Raw genomic sequence first — 15,557 nt, 5'->3', positions numbered from 1 at the left:
TTTCCGCCAGCGCTGGAGCTTTTTTCCAAAAGCTTCACCAAAAGTTAGTAGCTTCTCGCCAAAGACCCCCATAAAATCGATTTTACTCACGAAATTGCTTTTTCCAAATGGAGAACACAAAAACAGCACCCTACAAAGGGGTTTGCTCTCTTCTTGACGCCCTTCGGGCGTCGATTTAAATGTCAAACCCTTCCAAAAGGGGCAATTTAAAAAGTTCTCTTACTCAATACGGCCAATTAAATGGAAAATCTCTTGAAATATGGCCTTCCAAAAGGAGCTACAAACTTTGATGAAACTTTGTAACAGCCTTTGGGAAAGGCTGGCGAAATGAGCGCCCTTCTCGCCGAAGAGCAAGAAGTCAATCGTGCACTAACAAAAGAGCGAGTCTATAAATGGGTTCACCCTATAATAAAACCCTTGAGATAGTTTCAACTTATCATCGGCGTCCGAAGGACGCCTTCTTAGAGTGAAACACTAATCAAAGGGCAAGTTGAGTTAGAACCTCTCTTAGAACTTGCCACTCCGTAGAAAAGCACCTACTCTTCCGCCAGCGCTTTCGTCAGAAAGGGCTGTAATGGTGGGGGCGCGGGGATTTGAACCCCGGTCCGCGGGTTTCTCCGGGTCAGAGCTCCAAAGGCTCATCCCCGCTCAGCAAACCCGCAAGTCCTCATACCTCTGGAGCCCGCGATGATGGACCAGGCTACACCACGCCCCCGTCCGACCAACCTTAGCGAGGGGAGGTTTATAAATTTTGTGATGGCAAATTTTATTAAGTTTGACATTGACAAGTCTAATGGTGGTCCTAGTGGGTGAGCCAATTGTCATCGGTAAGGATAAATTTAAGATAGGGGAGGACGAGACGGCAAGGAGAGAACTCAGGGTTGTCAGGGTTCACGACGACGTTATACAGGTTCAGGAGGAAGTTCATGGTATAATAGCGCTGGTTGGTGCCAGTTCAAGCGTCAACATCAAGAAGGAGGAGCTCAAGAACCTCATCAAGGTGGTCAGGGAGCACTTCGGCTGGACTGACGTATGCGAATGAGTTCATAAGTTCATTTCTGCTTCCCTAATTTTGACGGATTCGTGTGTATCATCGGCGGTGATATTAACGTTTTATAAGCATAAAACTCCCAGTTCTTATCGGTGGTTGCCATGGCCGTTGGAGAGAAAATAACGATTAGCGTGATTAAGGCTGACATCGGTGGCTGGCCGGGGCACTCCAGGGTGCACCCCCAGCTCATAGAGACCGCCGAGGAGATTCTCGCCAAGGCCAAGGAAGAAGGGACGATAATCGACTTCTACGTGGCTTACGCGGGTGACGACCTCCAGCTGATCATGACCCACAAGAAAGGCGTTGACAGCCCCGATGTTCACGGACTGGCCTGGAAGGCCTTCGAGGAAGCAACCAAGGTCGCCAAGGAGCTTGGCCTCTACGGCGCCGGACAGGACCTCCTCAAGGATGCATTCAGCGGAAACGTCCGCGGAATGGGCCCGGGCGTTGCGGAGATGGAGATTACCCTGAGGAAGAGCGAGCCGGTTGTGACCTTCCACATGGACAAGACTGAGCCTGGAGCCTTCAACCTGCCGATATTCAGGATGTTCGCCGACCCGTTCAACACCGCTGGCCTGGTCATCGACCCCAAGATGCACATGGGCTTCCGCTTCGAGGTCTGGGACATCCTCAAGCACAAGCGCGTCATCCTCAACACCCCCGAGGAGGTCTACGACCTTCTTGCACTCATAGGGGCAAAGAGCCGCTACGTCATCAAGCGCGTTTACCCGAAGGAGGGCCACCCAATTCCGAAGGACGAGCCGGTAGCTGTGGTCAGCACTGAGAAGCTCTACGAGATTGCTGGAGAATACGTGGGCAAGGACGACCCGGTCGCTATAGTCAGGGCCCAGAGCGGCCTTCCGGCCCTTGGAGAAGTCCTTGAGCCCTTCGCCTTCCCGCACCTCGTCAGCGGCTGGATGAGGGGTTCGCACAACGGACCGATAATGCCAGTTCCGATGCACCAGGCCAATCCGACCAGGTTCGACGGTCCGCCGAGGGTTGTCGCTCTAGGCTGGCAGATAAGCCCAGAAGGAAAGCTCGTCGGTCCCGTTGATCTCTTCGACGACCCGGCCTTCGACTACGCCAGGCAGAAGGCCCTTGAGATAACGGATTATATGCGCAGGCACGGTCCGTTCGAGCCACACCGCCTGCCACTCGAGGATATGGAATACACCACCCTGCCCGGCGTGTTGAAGAGGCTTGAGGAGCGCTTTGAGGACATTGAGTGAGCCCCTTTCGTTTTGCTCCCCCCTTCCTTGCTGTTTAGGAGTGTCCATTTCTTTTGTGTTCCCCGTGAAACAGGAAAAACTTAAATACGCTCCTTATCTTACCTAACACTTGGAGTGATACAACGGGGTGAGATCATGAGGTTCACGGTTCTCAAACTCAAGCTGGACGAAAACAGAGTTGAGAGCGAGGAGTTTGAGAAGGACGACGTCTACGGCGTCATAGATTACGGTCTTGAGCTTCACGAAAGCCTTGAGACCCATTCCATCGACCCCTACGATCCTCGGAACATCATTGTTATGGGCATGGGGCCCTTTGCGGGCTCGGTTCTTCCCGGAGCGCATAGATTGATGTTCTTCTTCCGCTCACCGCTCTACGGCACACTCTTTCCCTCGGCAATGGGTGGTGCCGCCTACGCCTTCAAGAACGTCGGCGTTGATTTCGTGACCTTTGAGGGCAAGGCCGAGAAGCCCGTCGTGGTTCTCCTCTACAACGATGGTGAGAGCGTAAGGGTCGAGCTCCACGAGGTTGAGCTTGAAAAGGTCATAGAGGTCTGGAGGGGCTACAAGGGCGAGGAAGGTGTCTATGCACTCACTCAGTACCTCATAGACGCCTTCGGAAGCCGCTTTGACTTCGAGTACAGGATAGCAGTCGTTGGTCCTGCCGCGCTGAACACTAACTACGGAGGCATATTCTCTCAGGCGTTGAGGAAGGGCAAGCGTCTCGTGGGTAGTGAGGACTGGGCGGCTCGTGGAGGTTCAGGAAGCGTTCTGCTCAGGGCTCATAACGTCATCGGAATTATCTTCGGCGGCAAGCCGAGGAAGAGGAAGTTCCCGGGCGAGGACATCTCGAACTTCAAAACCGCCAAGGAGATAGTCGAGGGTGTCCACAAGAAGCCCTACAACGAGATTATTGCCGAGAAAACGGTCAAGTACAGGTACAACCCCAAGCTAAAAACGGGGGGAACTTTTGGAGGCAACTATCCGGCCGAGGGCGACTTCGTCCCGATTCTCAACTGGCAGATGCCCTACATCCCGAAAGAGGACCGCATAAAAATCCATGAGAACATAATGAAGCACTACTGGGAGCCCTTCAACGAGGAGGCAATAAAGCCCAAGAACTGGACGACCTGTGGTGAGCCCTGTCCTGTGGTCTGTAAGAAGTATGCCAATGGCCACCACATTGAGTACGAACCGAGGGAAGCCAACGGCCCGCTCAGCGGCGTCATAACCCTCCGGGCCAGTGACATAAGTGTTCCTGCAGTGGATGCTATGGGCTTCGACGCGATAGAGTTCGGTGGAACGGCAGCGTGGGTTCTTGAGCTGATCCACCGCGACCTGCTCAAACCTGAGGAGGTTGGCCTCAGTGGTAAGCCTGAGTTTACGAAGGACGCTTTAATCGAACGCCCCGTTGAGACGAGCGAGGTCAACGCCAAGCTCGTGGCAGAGCTGGCCCACCGCGTGGCCTTCGGCGAGAACGAGATTGCTAAAATACTCGGCCTCGGCAAGAGGAAGGCGAGCGTAATCTTCGACGAGCGCTTTAAGGACAGGCTCAAGTACGGCGAGAGCTTCAAGGACTACGCGGTCTTCACTCCGCTTGGCGAGGACGGCGAGATTACGCCGACGATGTACTGGGCGATAGGCAACTACATCCCGCTCCCGATTCAGGGTCGTTACTGGACCTTCTACCAGTTCGGCGTCTTCCTCGAGCCGGAGGAGCTCGCCCAAAAGATAATCGCTTCAGCTCTCTGGGAGTTCTGGTACGACAACGTCGGCTGGTGCCGCTTCCATAGGGGCTGGATGAAGCCAGTGCTCAAGGCCCTGTTCATGGACGCCTATGGGATAAACATCGACATGGAGGAGCACGCGAAAAAGCAGATCAAGAGGCTCATCGAGTACGCGAGGAAAGCCGGTTATGTCCCAGTCTTCTGGGACAGCATGCGCGTCATAGACCTCGTTGCAGCGGGCAGTGAGGAGTTCGGAAACGAAAAGTGGGCCGAGAAGTTCAGGCTCGACAAGGTCGGCACGGCCAAGGAGTATCTGAGCAAAGTCTTGGATGCCTACAGCGAGATTTTGGGGGTTGAGTGGAGGCTCTGACGACACCCTTTTATATCCCCCCTCTCTTCTCTTCCCGGTGGTAGAATGAGGGCTGTGGTCATAGGCTCTGGAATCGGAGGCCTTCTGACGGCTTCATTTCTCGCTAAAAACGGCTATGAGGTTATGGTTCTCGAAAAGTCCCCGAGAATCGGTGGCAGGTTCGCGAACCTTCCATACAGGGGCTTCGGCCTCTCCACTGGTGCCTTCCACATGCTCCCGCACGGCGAGGACGGGCCTCTGGCCTATCTCCTGAAACTGCTCGGTGCGAAAGTCCGAGTAGTCGACTCCAACCCGAAGGGCATGATTTTCTATGAGGGCAAAACGTTCCACTACCGCGAGGGCTGGAAGTACTTAAGCTTCACCGAGAAGGCCAAAGCGACGAAGTTGCTCCTCGACGTGAAGAGGAACAAACTCCCAGAGGGAGAAGAGGCCGAGATGAGCGGGCGCGAGTGGATTCGGGAAAAGATAGGTGATAACGAGTTCGTTGACCTCTTCATCAAGAGCTTCCTCGGCTGGGCCGACAGCGTCTTAGACGTCCCGGCCGGAGAGCTGGCGAGGGAAATTAAAGCGGCACTTAAATGGGGCGGGCCTGGGCTGATTAAGGGCGGGTGTAGCGCCGTAACCGATGAACTCGCGAGAATAACCGAGGAGAACGGGGGCAGAGTGCTCACGAGAAAGCGGGTCGTTGAAGTCGATGTTGAGGGGAAGAAGGTCATCGCCGCCGAAGGCGAGGAGTTCCCCTACGACGTCCTCATCTCGAACGCAGGAATCAAAGAAACTGTCGAGCTGATAGGCCGGGACAACTTCGACCGCGATTACCTGAGGCGCGTCGATTCGCTGAAGCCGAGCGAGGGCATAAAGTACAACGTTGCCTTGAAGGGAAAGCCAAGGGTTGGCAACACCGTCGTCTTCACCCTCGACACTGAGAGGATAAACGGCTACAACGAGCCGTCATCGCTCAGTCCCGAGCTAGCCAAAGATGGCTACACCCTGGTAATGCTCCACCACGCTTTGCAGGGCAGGAACATCAAGGCCGAACGGAGGAAGGGCATCGAGGATGTTTACAAAATCTTCCCGAACCTCGATAGTGAGGGCGAAATCCTGCTGATACAGACCTACCTCGACGGAAACCCTGTGAACCGGGTCGCCAGCGGTCAGGTCGTCGAGGACTTTCCAATAAAAGACGTCTACGTCGTCGGCGACGCCTACAAGCTCCCCGGAGGAATAGAGGTCGAGGGGATAGCGCTGGGAGTTATGAGAACCCTTGAGATGCTCGGCCTGGGAAGCTTCTCCAAGTGGTACCTTTAGCCTGTCCCTCCAATGGGTTCTCCTTTTACCTTTGACAACTTATTTTTTCACACATCGAACCTTTTTTCAGTGGACACCAGTGTCTTCTAACGAACGTTTTTATGCCCAAGTACGAAACCTTACATCACGGAGGTGATACTAATGAAGAGGGTCGTCATAGCCCTTGGCGGTAACGCAATCCTCCAGCGAGGTCAAAGGGGAACCTACGAGGAGCAGATGGAGAACGTGAGAAAGACGGCGAAGCAGATAGCTGACATAATCGAGAGGGGCTACGAGGTCGTTATAACTCACGGAAACGGTCCCCAGGTTGGCGCACTACTCCTCCACATGGACGCGGGCCAGCAGCTCTACGGCATACCGGCCCAGCCGATGGACGTGGCCGGTGCGATGACGCAGGGACAGATCGGGTACATGATAGGGCAGGCCCTAATCAATGAGCTCAGAAAACGCGGTATAGACAGGCCAGTTGCGACGATAGTAACCCAGACGATTGTGGACAAGAATGACCCCGCCTTTAAGAACCCGAGCAAGCCCGTCGGGCCCTTCTACGACGAGGAGACGGCGAAGAAGCTGGCCAAGGAGAAGGGCTGGGTGGTCATCGAGGATGCGGGAAGGGGCTGGAGGCGTGTTGTTCCGAGTCCCGATCCCAAGGGCCACGTTGAAGCCCCGGTGATCCAGGATCTCGTGGAGAAGGGCTTCATAGTCATCGCGAGCGGTGGCGGTGGCGTTCCCGTCATAGAGGAGAATGGAGAGCTTAAAGGCGTCGAGGCTGTCATAGACAAGGATTTGGCGGGGGAAAAGCTGGCCGAGGAGGTCAAGGCGGATATCTTCATGATTCTCACCGACGTCAACGGTGCCGCGATAAACTTCGGGAAGCCGGACGAGAGGTGGCTTGAGAGGGTCACCGTCGAGGAGCTCAGGAAGTACTACGAAGAGGGACACTTCAAGAGGGGCAGCATGGGTCCGAAGGTTCTGGCCGTCATAAGATTCCTTGAGTGGGGCGGTGAAAGGGCGATAATAGCCTCGCTCGACAGGGCCGTTGAAGCCCTCGAAGGGAAGACGGGAACGCAGGTTTTTCCCTGATCTATATTTTCTATCGTCAGCTATTTAGCCTATATGGCTGCCTATATTCTACTGCGACAAGGTATTTATTTGAGACCGTTTAGTCCGGCCCGGTGGGGGATATGGATCCATGGCTGCTCGTCACGATCGTCGTCGGTTTCGCTATGGCCTGGGCGATAGGTGCCAACGATGCCGCGAACTCGATGAGCACTGCAGTTGGGGCCGGTGCGATAACGCCGAAGCAGGCCGTTTTAATCGCCGGCGTTCTCGAGTTCACGGGTGCATATTTCTTCGGGAAGAGCGTTACGGAGACGATAAGGAAGGGCATAATTTATCCTGACAAGATAACAGAACCGTCTGTTCTTATTTACGGTTCTGTGGCCGCCCTGCTTGCCGCGACGGTATGGCTCATCATTGCCACGAAGTTTGGCCTCCCCGTTTCCACCACCCATTCGATTATCGGCGGCATAGTTGGTTACGGAATCGTCTACGCAGGACTTTCTATAGTGAACTGGGGTAAGATGGCACAGGTTGTTCTCAGCTGGATCCTCTCCCCGATCGTCGGTGCGGTTATGGCGTACCTCGTGTTCAAGGCCCTCACAAGGAGCATTTTCATGAGCGGGGATCCCGTTAAGAACGCCCGCCTCTGGTCTCCCCTCTGGGTTGGCCTAGCTTTCGTCGTCATTGGAACGATGTTCTACATCAAGGTTCTCCACGGTAAAGACCTGAAGGCGGGCGTCCTCCTCTGCGGAATCCCGGCCGGTTTTGTAGTTTTTCTGATTACTTACACCCTGATACGGCTTAGGTTCCCAATAAGCGACCCCTACATCGGTGTTGAGAGCATATTCCGCCGCGTCCAGGTCGTTACCTCGGGCTACGTGGCTTTAGCGCACGGGGCAAACGACGTCGCCAACGCCATAGGGCCAGTTGCGGCCGTTTACGCGGTAGCTTCGATGGGGCTGAGCGGCATGAAGGTTCCAGTGCCCAGGTGGATCCTGGCGATGGGAGGCCTTGGCATAGCCGTCGGCGTCGCCACATACGGCTACCGCGTCATGGAGACCGTTGGGAAGAAGATAACCGAGCTGACGAACACTCGCGGCTTTACGATCGATTTTTCGGCCGCGACCGTTGTCCTCGTTGCGAGCTGGCTCGGGATGCCGATCTCAACCACCCACACCGTCGTTGGAGCCGTCATCGGCATAGGCCTCGCGAGGGGGGTAAAGGCAATAAACAAGGACATCGTGAGGGATATAATAATCTCGTGGTTCGTTACCGTCCCCGTTGCGGCAGTTATAAGTGCCGTTATATTCAGGGTCTTAATGCTCGTGGGGTGATACCATGCAGGTCTGGATCAAGCTCTTTGCGAAGAGCCCCTTCAAACCCCTGATAAAGCATGCGGAAGTTGTTATCGAGACCGTCGAGACCCTTGAGAGGGCCCTCCAGGCGTGGCGTGCCGGAAACTACGGTGAGATGGAGAGGCTCGCCGTTGAGGTTGACAGGCTCGAGGACGTCGCCGACAGGATAAAGGAGGAGATAAGGGACTCGCTCAGCTCGAAGCTCATGATGGCCGTTGCGAGGGAGGACGTTCTGATATACCTCCACATGCAGGACAAGGTGGCCGACGCCGCTGAGGACACTGCTAAATGGCTGCTCGTGAAGAGGCCGGGGGAGATACCGGAAGAAATCAAGGACGTGATACTCAGGATGGGGCGGGAGAGCATAAAGGCTGCCAAGCTCGTGTATGAGGCGATAGTCCAGATGGATCGCGTTATAGAGAGCGGCTTTGCCGAGAAGGAGATCGAGCGGGAGTACGAGCTCATAAGGGAGATCGAAGGGGTTGAACAGAACATCGATGGGCTCGACACGGAGCTTATGAAGCTCGTCTTCAAGAACGAAGATAAACTAACGTGGGGCGACGGAACCTACATCCTCAACATCGCGAGAACGCTCAGCAACATCTCGGACAAGGCCAAAGACGCCGCCGAGAGGATAAGGTTGATGATGAACAAGTGATCCCTATTTCCTCTTTGGAAGAAGAGAAGAACGAAATCAGATCGCTATCATCGTCGAGGTCATCTGGATTTCCGGCATGCGTCTTATCTTTTCCGTTATGAACTGGTCAAGGTCCTTGAGAGTATCGGTCTCAACCTTGACAACGAGGTCGTACTCGCCGTAAACAACGTAGGCTTCTTTGACCTCGGGCATAGCAAGAAGCTTCTCCATGACTTCCCTTTCCTTTCCAGCGGCCGTAACCATCAAAATAAAAGCCGTCACCATGGGCTATCACCAAAACTATTTTATTGGAGGGGGTATTTAAGGTTATCGAGGGCCATGTTCGACCACCTGATACCGGAGCGCATAAGGAAGGAGCTCCTTCGGGAGCTTTCAGGGCTTGGAATCGAGGCCCTCAAGCCGTACTCCAAGGGCACAACCAGCGTTGTTTTTCTCGGGAAGCTCGGAGAAAAGAGGGTAATCGTCAAACTCCAGAGACCGGATTCTCCCCGGGACAACTTCAGGAGAGAGGCGGAGATACTCGAGGCAATATCACCATTTGGAATTTCGCCCCCGCTCATCGCCCGGGGCAGGATTGGGAACCTGAGCTACCTCGTCCGTGAGTTTGCAGAGGGCGAGCCGATCCTTTACGCTGAGCTCAAGAAGAGGCACCTCTTCCAGATAGCCGAGAAAACTGCCCTCCTGGACAGGCTTTACCTCGATCACGGCCAAATACAGGGGGGCAAGCACATCATAATTGGCGGGGACGTTTATATCATCGACTTCGAGAAGGCCAACTGGAGAAAGCCGAACAACCTGACCTCCGCGATGGCTATGATCTTCATAGGAAGGAACGCGATATCCGAGAGGGTTTACAAAAGCTTTAACCTTGGTGAGGACTTCAGGGAGGCAATGAAAAGCGCCCTGAGAGTGTACAAGAGGGAGGGAAAGCTTTCAGCCGTGCTGGACGTTCTGGCCACCCTTTGAGCGTTTAATCCTATCGTGAAGGGCCGCTATCACAGGCACGATTATGGCGAGAGTTATGAGGCCCGCCCTGGGGTCCCAGAAGTAGTCAAAGCCTAATATGACCGCTATGGCTATCCCGATCATCACGAAGAGGTCCCTGTCGTAGAGCCTTGACTTCGCGAGGATGTTCTGCTCGCGGGCTATGTACGCAAGGTAAACCGGGATCCCCATCGCCGCGAAGACCACTCCCCAGTACGTCCTCAGCGCGAGCGAGAGCACAAGTCCCGTGCTGAATATCACCGCAACGGCCGTTGTTTCCTTCATAGCCTTCACCTTCCAGCGTTATCGGCGGGCTCCTTTTAAATGTTCCCCGGGTTCAGCAATGTCCATTGAAGTTAGGCTTATATACTTCGACGCTTATCACAATCAGGTGATAGCGTTATGAGCGGTATCGAATGGAACGAGAAGACCTTTTCTCGGTTCGCCTACGTGAACGACCCGAGGATTAAAGGCTCGAGAATAGCCTACACCCTGACCAAGGTCAACATGAAGGACAATAAGTATGAGAGCACGGTGGTCGTTGAGGACATTGGAAAGGGCTCAAGGCGTTTCATAGAGAACGCCTCAATGCCGAGGCTCTCGCCCGATGGCAGAAAGATTGCCTTCACGAGGCCCAACGAGGAGAAGAAGGAAACTGAGGTCTGGGTTGCCGAGCTCGAAACGCTCTCGGCAAAGAAGGTTCTCTCCGCCAAAAACATCCGCTCCCTCCAGTGGAACGACGACTCGAGGAGGCTTTTGGTGGTCGGCTTCAAGAGACACGACGATGAGGACTTCGTCTTCGACGATGACGTTCCCTTCTGGTTCGACGGCATGGGCTTCCTCGACGGCGAGAAGACGACCTTCTGGGTCCTCGACACGGAGAGCGAAGAGATCATAGAGGAGTTCGAGAAGCCCCGTTTCAGCTCGGGCCTCTGGCACGGCGATTCGATTGTAATCAACGTCCCGCACAGGGAAAACGGAAAGCCGGCCCTCTTCAAGTTCTACGACATAATCCTCTGGAAGGACGGAAACGAGGAGAAGCTCTTCGAGCGCGTTTCCTTTGAGGCGGTTGATTCAGATGGAAAAGCCATTCTCCTCAGGGGCAGGAGGGAGAAGAAGTTCATCAGCGAGCACGACTGGCTCTATCTGTGGGACGGCGAGCTCAAGCCCGTCTACGAGGGCCCGCTCGACGTCTGGGGCGCGAAGCTCACCGGGGGCAAGGTCTACTTCCTCACTCCAGATTCGGGCAGGGTGAACCTCTGGCTCTGGGATGGTAAAGCCGAGCGCGTAGTAGCTGGCGACCACTGGATTTACGGCCTGGATGCCAGCAACGGAAAGGCCCTACTCCTCATAATGACCGCCACGAGGATAGGCGAGCTCTACCTGTACGACGGCGAGCTCAAGCAGGTCACCGACTACAACGGCCCGATATTCGCCAAACTGAAAACCTTCGAGCCGAGACACTTCCGCTTTAGAAGCAAAGACATGGAGATAGACGGCTGGTACCTCAAACCGGAGCTCAAGGAGGATGAGAAGGCCCCTGTGATAGTCTTCGTCCACGGCGGGCCGAAGGGAATGTACGGGCACCGCTTCGTCTACGAGATGCAGCTGATGGCGAACAAAGGTTATTACGTGGTCTACGTCAATCCGCGCGGCAGCGACGGTTACGACGAGGACTTCGCCCTTCGCGTCCTTGAGAGGACTGGCTTAGAAGACTTCGAGGACATAATGGCCGGAATAGAGGAGTTCTTCAAGCTCGAACCGCAAGCCGACAGGGAGCGCGTTGGAATAACCGGCATAAGCTACGGCGGCTTCATGACCAACTGGGCGTTAACGCAGAGCGACCTCTTCAAGGCTGGAATCAGCGAGAACGGCATAAGCTACTGGCTGACGAGCTATGCCTTCTCGGACATTGGCCTCTGGTTCGACGTCGAGGTCATCGGGCCAAACCCGCTGGAGAACGAGAACTTCAGGAAGCTAAGCCCCCTGTTCTACGCAAAGAACGTGAAGGCCCCGATTCTGCTGATACACTCGCTGGAGGACTACCGCTGTCCGCTCGACCAGAGTCTGATGTTCTACAACGTTCTGAAGGACCTCGGCAAGGAGGCCTACATAGCCGTCTTCAAGAAAGGCCCACACGGCCACAGCATCAGGGGAAGCCCGAAGCACAGGGCGAAGCGCTACAGGCTCTTCATCGAGTTCTTCGAGAGGAAGCTCAGGAAGTACGAGGAGGGCTTCGACGTGGAGAAGGTTCTCAAGGGCGGGGAGGAATGACCACCTTTTCTTAACTTTCTTCAGAAAGAGCTATATACTGCTTCTCGGAACTGGGTAGAGGTGAATCTCCATGAGGGTGAAGTTTGCCCTAGCGTTGCTCCTGATAGGTCTGGTCGTGATCTCGGCCGGCTGTATCGGGGGCGGCTCCAAGGAGAGCACTCCAACCACCTCATCGACGACCAGCTCTCAAACCCAGACAACGACTTCCGCTGCTCAGACGACCACAACCACCACGACGACAACGACATCTCCACAGACCACCACTACATCAACGCCTTCCATTCCCAAGGTGTCGATAGGTGAAATCGGGAACTACGTCGGAAAGAACGTCAGCGTTGAGGGCCTTCTCCTCGGCATCTCCTACGACTCAGCGAACCACGTCTACGTTATATCAATGGGCGAAAACGGTGCGAAGATAAACGTCACGGCGAAGCGTGGGCTCCTGTCGGTTCTCAACCCGCTTGAGGTTGGCGTTGGCTCCAAGATCCTGGTGACCGGAGAGGTTGAATCCCAGGAGCAGCTCTCGGCCGGTGAAATCGAAGTTGTGGAGAAGAAGGCCCCAACCACCAGTGAGATCAAAGACATCTCCTCTGGGATGCTCGGGAAGATTGTAGTCATCGAGGGCAACGTGGTTAGCACGAAGAAGATAGGCTCCAACCTGAAGCTAACCGTGACCGATGGAACCGGCGAGATAGTCGTCTTCATTCCGGGATCGGTAGTTAAGGAGCTCTCAAACGAGACCCTCTCCGGCCTGAAGGGAGGTCTCGGGGTTAAGATCGGTGGCTACGTTGACGAGTACAGGGGAACGCTTGAGGTCATACCGTACATCCCTGAGGCCATAATCGCCTACGGGGAGCCCCTCCAGATAGAGACTACCACCACGACAACCACAACGACGACAACGACCACGAGCACTCAGACCCAGACCGAGGTTCAGTGGGTTACCGTTTCGGAGCTCTCCTCTGCCAGCGGTACCGTTCAGCTTAACGCCACCTGGGTCAAGCTCTACTACTCCAAGCCGAACTACCTCATCGAGGTCTCTGACGATACGGGAAGGGTTAACCTCACGGCGGAGAGGGAGATCCTCCCGAACCCCATAAAGGTGGGGACGGGCAGCGTGCTCCACCTGGTCGTCGATGCCTCATCGATGAAGGTTCTCAACCTCTCCGCCGTCAGTCCGCAGCCGTCGCCGCTCCTCAGCACGGCCAACGTTACCGCAGAGCTCCTCGGGAAGACAGTGGTCGTTCAGGGAACGGTTTCGGACTTCAAGACCATCGGTGCGAACCTCAAGTTCCTCGTCGTTGACGGTAGCGGCAACATAACGGTCTTCGTGCCATCCTCAGTTGCCTCCAAGCTCCCGGAGGACGTTAAGTCAAGGCTCCAGGACGGGGCTTCCGTTGAGATTGGCGGCTACGTTACGGAGTACAAGGGCACGATAGAGATCATACCCTACTCGGTGGAGGGCATCGAGATACTGACCTAATCCTTTCATTTTTTCGCTGGTCATGGTTATACACGAAACTGTTAAAAGCCCGGCCCTTCTACTCCTTTGCTACGTCCCGAAATCCAGAAGTTGAGGGGGTGTTAGCGTGACCTCAAACGGCTCAAATGGTAATCCTGACTCCAGAAAGGAGGAGAAGAAGCTTTACTATCACGGACTTAAGGAGCAGAAGAAGATCGACGTCTCGAAGCTGAAGTACGTTTCCCTCGTTATAGCAGTTCTCGGTGTCGCGCTGATCCTCATAGCGGCTCAATCTGCGAAGGCTCCAATGGCGAAGATAAGTGATGTCTACGGCAACTATCTGATGAACTACGCCGTTGTCAGGGTGGAAGGAAACGTCGTGAGCGTCCCCTACGTTTCTGAAAGTGGCGGAAAACTGAGCGTTACGTTCTCCGTTAACGATGGCACCGGCTCGATCGACATCAGGGTTTATTCTCCGGTTGCGGAAAAGCTCATCAAAGAGGGAAAGGTTCCCTTCCCGGGCGACAGGATAGAGGCGGAAATACAGCTCCGCGTGAGGGAAACCTACACCTACGGAATGCTCCAGTACCTCGACGGGCTTAAGTTCATAAGCAAGGCCTACTCCCCCAATCCGCCCAAGGTGACGACCCTCACGGAAAAGATGGCCAACGAGTACGTCTACACGGAGGGCCTCGTTACATCCCTCAACAACGTCAGCAGCGGAATCCTGATGGAGGTGGACACCGGCTCCGGTAGGGTGACTGTTCTCATACCCAAGGTTCTCCTGGTCATTGGAAAGGCTCCTAAGGTTGCCCTGGGTGATCAGGTCAAGGTCGCTGGCGTGGTTTACCTCTACAAGGGTAGCTCGCCTGAGATCGTCGTAAGGGATCTCAAGGACTTTACCGTCGTTGGAGCCCAGCAGGTTCCACAGGTCTCGCTTGATGAGCTGAGGGATCACGTTGGAGAGACCGTTTCGGTGGAGGCCACCCTCGAGAAGATAACCTACAAGTCCGGGCAGTACCTCGTCACCGTCAGCGACGGAGATGTTTCTGCCGTCCTGTACACCTCAAGGGACGTACTGGCCGCGATAAACCCGTTCCAGGCCGGCTCTGGATCGAGGATCAAGGCCATTGGCCTCGTTGGTGACAACGGCACGCTCAAGGTCTCGAAGTTCGAGGTTATCAGCCCGGTCAAACCCGAACTGAGCAGAATCGGGGATCTCTCCTCCGAGATGCTCGGGAGGATAGTTGTTATCGAGGGCAACATCGTGAGCACGGCCAACGTTGGCTCGAACCTCAAGCTCGTCGTAAACGATGGAACCGGCGAGATAACCATCTTCATACCCGGTTCGGTGGTCAGGGAGCTCGATGAGAACGTGAAGGGCCAGCTCAAGGCCGGACTCGGCGTTAAAGTCGCCGGTTACCTCGACGAGTACAGGGGAACGCTCGAGGTCATACCGTACACCCCCGAGGCCATAATCGCCTACAGAAAGCCAATAGGTGGAACGACTGAAACGACTACCACCCCGAGTCCGGGCCAGGGCGGGAACGGAACGATCACCCTCTCCCAACTGCCCTCGGCGAGCGGCACCGTTAAGCTGGAGGTGAAGTGGGAGGCCGTTTACTACTCCAAGCCGAACTACCTCATCGAGGTCTCTGACGATACGGGAAGGGTTAACCTCACGGTCTCGCGGGATCTGATCCCCAACCCGCTCAAGACCGGGACCGGAAGCGAGCTCGAGATAACCTATGACGCCGACAAAGACAGAGTGGTCTCGATTGAGGTCGTCAAGGCCGTTGCCTCGCCGCTCCTCGAGACCGGTGAAGTCTCCTCTGACATGCTCGGAAAGACCGTAGTCGTCCAGGGAACCGTAAAGAGCATCTACACGGGCAGTTCATTCGTAAAGCTCACGATAGACGACGGAAGTGGCGAGCTCGTGATCTTCATTCCAAAGAGCGTTCTCGGCGACAGGACGTTCAACGAGGGTGATATCGTGAAGATAGGCGGATACGTGACGGAATACCGGGGAACCTTGGAGGTCGTCCCGTACAGGGGAGACGCGATAGTTAAGGAGTGAGGT

13 protein-coding genes and 1 tRNA gene are annotated in these 15,557 nt (G+C 55.2%); 11 read left to right on the top strand and 3 right to left on the bottom strand.

Annotation, left to right across the window (positions count from 1 at the left end; all coding sequences use genetic code 11):
- Positions 1 to 575: 575 nt before the first annotated feature.
- A tRNA-Trp gene (locus tag TGAM_RS00625) sits at positions 576 to 715 on the bottom strand.
- Between the two features lie 78 nt (positions 716 to 793).
- On the opposite strand from TGAM_RS00625, the gene TGAM_RS00620 reads away from it, so the two are divergent.
- From TGAM_RS00620 to TGAM_RS00590, 7 genes are all read left to right on the top strand, one after another.
- Positions 794 to 1,042 carry a hypothetical protein gene (locus TGAM_RS00620; protein ID WP_048810958.1) on the top strand — a complete coding sequence of 83 codons (249 nt, stop codon included), beginning with the start codon at positions 794 to 796 and terminating at the stop codon, positions 1,040 to 1,042.
- A 110-nt stretch (positions 1,043 to 1,152) separates the two neighbouring features.
- On the top strand, positions 1,153 to 2,280 hold the full coding sequence (gene fbp, locus TGAM_RS00615; RefSeq protein ID WP_015857746.1) for a fructose-1,6-bisphosphate aldolase/phosphatase: 1,128 nt from the start codon (positions 1,153 to 1,155) through the stop codon (positions 2,278 to 2,280).
- 135 nt (positions 2,281 to 2,415) lie between these two features.
- Positions 2,416 to 4,374, top strand: a complete 1,959-nt coding sequence (gene gor, locus TGAM_RS00610) for a glyceraldehyde-3-phosphate:ferredoxin oxidoreductase (RefSeq protein ID WP_015857745.1) — start codon at positions 2,416 to 2,418, stop codon at positions 4,372 to 4,374.
- A 45-nt stretch (positions 4,375 to 4,419) separates the two neighbouring features.
- Entirely contained in the window at positions 4,420 to 5,682 is a 1,263-nt protein-coding gene (locus TGAM_RS00605) for a phytoene desaturase family protein (RefSeq protein ID WP_015857744.1), read from the top strand.
- A 141-nt stretch (positions 5,683 to 5,823) separates the two neighbouring features.
- The gene (gene arcC, locus TGAM_RS00600) at positions 5,824 to 6,765 is read left to right on the top strand and encodes a carbamate kinase (protein WP_048810957.1); all 942 of its coding nucleotides are present in this window, start codon (positions 5,824 to 5,826) and stop codon (positions 6,763 to 6,765) included.
- Positions 6,766 to 6,866: 101 nt separating this feature from the next.
- On the top strand, positions 6,867 to 8,078 hold the full coding sequence (locus TGAM_RS00595; RefSeq protein WP_048810956.1) for an inorganic phosphate transporter: 1,212 nt from the start codon (positions 6,867 to 6,869) through the stop codon (positions 8,076 to 8,078).
- Between the two features lie 4 nt (positions 8,079 to 8,082).
- Positions 8,083 to 8,757 carry a TIGR00153 family protein gene (locus TGAM_RS00590; RefSeq protein ID WP_015857741.1) on the top strand — a complete coding sequence of 225 codons (675 nt, stop codon included), beginning with the start codon at positions 8,083 to 8,085 and terminating at the stop codon, positions 8,755 to 8,757.
- A 36-nt stretch (positions 8,758 to 8,793) separates the two neighbouring features.
- On the opposite strand, the gene TGAM_RS00585 is transcribed toward TGAM_RS00590, so the two are convergent.
- The gene (locus TGAM_RS00585) at positions 8,794 to 9,021 is read right to left on the bottom strand and encodes an Lrp/AsnC family transcriptional regulator (RefSeq protein WP_014122803.1); all 228 of its coding nucleotides are present in this window, start codon (positions 9,019 to 9,021) and stop codon (positions 8,794 to 8,796) included.
- 54 nt (positions 9,022 to 9,075) lie between these two features.
- Between TGAM_RS00585 and TGAM_RS00580 the strand changes: the two genes are divergently transcribed.
- A complete protein-coding gene (locus TGAM_RS00580) occupies positions 9,076 to 9,723 on the top strand; it encodes a serine/threonine protein kinase (RefSeq protein ID WP_015857740.1) in 648 nt (215 codons plus the stop codon).
- Here the strand turns inward: TGAM_RS00580 and TGAM_RS00575 are convergent.
- Entirely contained in the window at positions 9,691 to 10,026 is a 336-nt protein-coding gene (locus TGAM_RS00575; protein ID WP_015857739.1) for a membrane protein, read from the bottom strand. The genes TGAM_RS00580 and TGAM_RS00575 overlap by 33 nt on opposite strands.
- A gap of 117 nt (positions 10,027 to 10,143) precedes the next feature.
- On the opposite strand from TGAM_RS00575, the gene TGAM_RS00570 reads away from it, so the two are divergent.
- The 3 genes from TGAM_RS00570 to TGAM_RS00560 all read left to right on the top strand — a co-directional run bounded on the left by TGAM_RS00570 (position 10,144) and on the right by TGAM_RS00560 (position 15,554).
- Positions 10,144 to 12,015: an alpha/beta hydrolase family protein gene (locus TGAM_RS00570; protein WP_015857738.1), complete on the top strand. Its 1,872-nt coding sequence runs from the start codon at positions 10,144 to 10,146 to the stop codon at positions 12,013 to 12,015.
- 70 nt (positions 12,016 to 12,085) lie between these two features.
- Positions 12,086 to 13,498 (top strand): OB-fold nucleic acid binding domain-containing protein, encoded by a 1,413-nt coding sequence (locus tag TGAM_RS00565; protein ID WP_015857737.1) that lies wholly within the window; start codon positions 12,086 to 12,088, stop codon positions 13,496 to 13,498.
- A gap of 106 nt (positions 13,499 to 13,604) precedes the next feature.
- Positions 13,605 to 15,554, top strand: a complete 1,950-nt coding sequence (locus tag TGAM_RS00560; RefSeq protein ID WP_015857736.1) for an OB-fold nucleic acid binding domain-containing protein — start codon at positions 13,605 to 13,607, stop codon at positions 15,552 to 15,554.
- Positions 15,555 to 15,557: the final 3 nt, after the last annotated feature.

The sequence above is a fragment of the Thermococcus gammatolerans EJ3 genome, assembly GCF_000022365.1.
Lineage (GTDB): Archaea > Methanobacteriota_B > Thermococci > Thermococcales > Thermococcaceae > Thermococcus > Thermococcus gammatolerans.
The sequence above is the reverse complement of the archived record's forward strand: the minus strand, read 5'-3'. Positions and strand labels throughout refer to the sequence as shown.